Annotated in this window: 1 protein-coding gene; it reads right to left on the minus strand. The window is 62.2% G+C overall.

Annotation, left to right across the window (positions count from 1 at the left end; translation table 11 throughout):
- Positions 1-107: 107 nt before the first annotated feature.
- A complete protein-coding gene (locus CLV70_RS38725; RefSeq protein WP_211304064.1) occupies positions 108-1,877 on the minus strand; it encodes a reverse transcriptase/maturase family protein in 1,770 nt (589 codons plus the stop codon).
- Between the last annotated feature and the right edge of the window lie 533 nt (positions 1,878-2,410).

Here is a 2,410-nt window from a genome sequence, read left to right on the forward strand (position 1 = left end):
GTGGAGTAAGCCGCGCGGCGCGGTGCCCCTTGTGGGGGCCGTTTCCGCGCGACTCCTCCCCGAACCGGACGTGCGAGCTTTCCCCGCATCACGGCTCTCCAGTGGTGCTACTGCGTGTGCGGCTGTTGATGGATGTCGCCGTGGCAGCGGGCGCAGACGATCAGGGTCTTCCGTCGGCTGTCCCGCATGGTTTGCACCCAGGACGGTGTGGCCGCTGGGCTGTATCGGTTGAGGTCGGCGAGTCGTTTGACGTGGTGGACGGTGATCCCGTCGTGGGCGTCGCAGAGTTCGCAGATCCCGGCGGTGAGCCGGGCGATGAGTTGGGTTCCCCGCCGGGTCGGCCACGCTCCGTCGATGAGACGGGCGTGTTTGCGGCGGCGTAGCGGGATCCCACCGAATCTGGCGGTGAACACCGTCCCGTTCGGGGTCCGCTGGGTTGCTTCGAAGCACCGGCGCTTCCCATAGGGAGTGTCGACGGTGGACTCGTAGCGACGTCGCATCACCCATGGTGATCGGCGGTATTTTGCTGCCAGAGTCGACATCATCGACCGTTCCATGACATAGCGGAGCTTGTTGAGCCAGCTGATGTTCCCGGCCATCTGGTAGTACTGGACATAGCCTCGATATTCCGCGCCGAAGGAGGCGACGATGTTGTGGTCGCTGGTACGGATCAGGTCGTTGCGGATCAGGGGCTTGTTCTGTTTCCGCAGGTATTTCCGACATCTGGAATTGACGGTTTCCGGTGGGACACCGAGGGCGATCGAACCGTTGAGTGATCGTTTGCCCTTGGTGTGCCAGTTGTCGACCTGCCGTGTCCATATGTCGTAGCCGAGGAACCGCGCCTTGTGGGTGCGGGCGTGGGTGATCAAGGTTTTCTCGGTGGAGAGATCCAGCTTCAGTTCCTTACGCAGGAACGTGGCCAGCTCATTCTTGATCTGTTCGGCTTCGGCCTTGGTGCCGGCGAATCCCAGGAGGTGATCGTCGGCATAGCGGACATATCGCAGCCGGCGGTAGTCCGGGTCGTGGACGTCGCGAGTAGGCATCGACTGCTGGATCCTGCGGAAGGCTGCGACCTTGACCCGGTCGCCCTTCATTTTCCAGTAGCCGACTCTCGCCGTCGCGTTGTAATACGCCCGGTTCGGTTGTCGGACTGTTCCGCGCGTCCAGGCCGGGACCAGTTCCTTTTCCACGAATGTATCGAGTCGGTCGAGATAGATGTTCGAAAGGATCGGCGATATGACACCGCCTTGCGGCGCGCCGGAATGCGTGGCATGCCACTTCCAGTCTTCCAGATATCCCGCCCGCAGCATGCCTCCTACCAGATTCAAGAACCGATTGTCATGGATGTGCTCGGCCAGGATCGCGATCATGACCTCGTGGTCGAGGCTGCCGAAGCAGTCGGCGATGTCGCCCTCGATGAACCAGGTCGTGCCCGTCCATGTCGCGGCGATCTCGTCGAGTGCGGTGTGGCAGCCTCGACCGGTGCGGAACCCGTGCGACCTGGCCGAGAACTGCGGCTCGTAGTAGGCCTCCAACAGCAGGCGCACCACCTCGCCGACCAGTTTGTCCGTCCAGGACGGCAGCCCGAGGGGCCGTCGGGTTCCGTTCTTTTTCGGGATGTAGATCCGGCGGACCGGTGTGAACCGGTAGCGTTCGGCACGAAGCCGATCGATGATGTCCCGGATGGCTTCCAGGCTCATACCGTCGGGTGTCTTCCCGTCGACTCCGGGTGTCATCGCGCCGTCGTTGGCGTAAATTCTCCCGTAGGCGATCAGAAGCAACTGCTCGTTGAACAGTTGCCGATACAGCCGTTCCAGGGGCAGTTTTCGCCGCCCTCTGTCACGCAGGACTTTGAGTACCGTGTCAGCGCTCTGCATTACGCATACCTCCACCGTTTCTCATAGTCCGCATCACCTGCGCCCCTTCGCCCTGTGAACGGCTTTCCCGTTCTCCCTGGCCGGGCGTGACTCCGGCGACTACTATGAGCGCTCCGACACCGCCAGCCGTACTGGGACGGTGATCCCACGTTCGTCTCTGACACACGAAATAGCGCGGCTGCAGGCGCCCCACTCATCTCCTTGAATACCCTCGTTGGGCATCGCTTCCGCCGCGAAGGTTGGCCAGGGCGAACCAGTACACCCCGGTCACGACGGACACCGGTTTCAGATGCCTTTCCGGTCGCAGTAAATTGCTGCCGCCGGAGATTAGGGTTCAAACAATCCAGTCTTCGCCATACCGCACGGGTCTCCCGGCACGCCGTCTCGGGCATCTGAACCCGGCCGCCGGTTTCCTGGCATGCTCTTGTCCCCTTCACCTTTCGGATCCAGGTAAGCCATCAGACCCAGCAGACCTCCCTTCGAGTCTGTCCCGCCTGAAACGGGGATGTGTCAGAGCGCCTCGTGGCGCACTG

Source organism: Pseudosporangium ferrugineum (assembly GCF_003002065.1).
GTDB classification, from domain to species: Bacteria; Actinomycetota; Actinomycetes; order Mycobacteriales; family Micromonosporaceae; genus Actinoplanes; species Actinoplanes ferrugineus_A.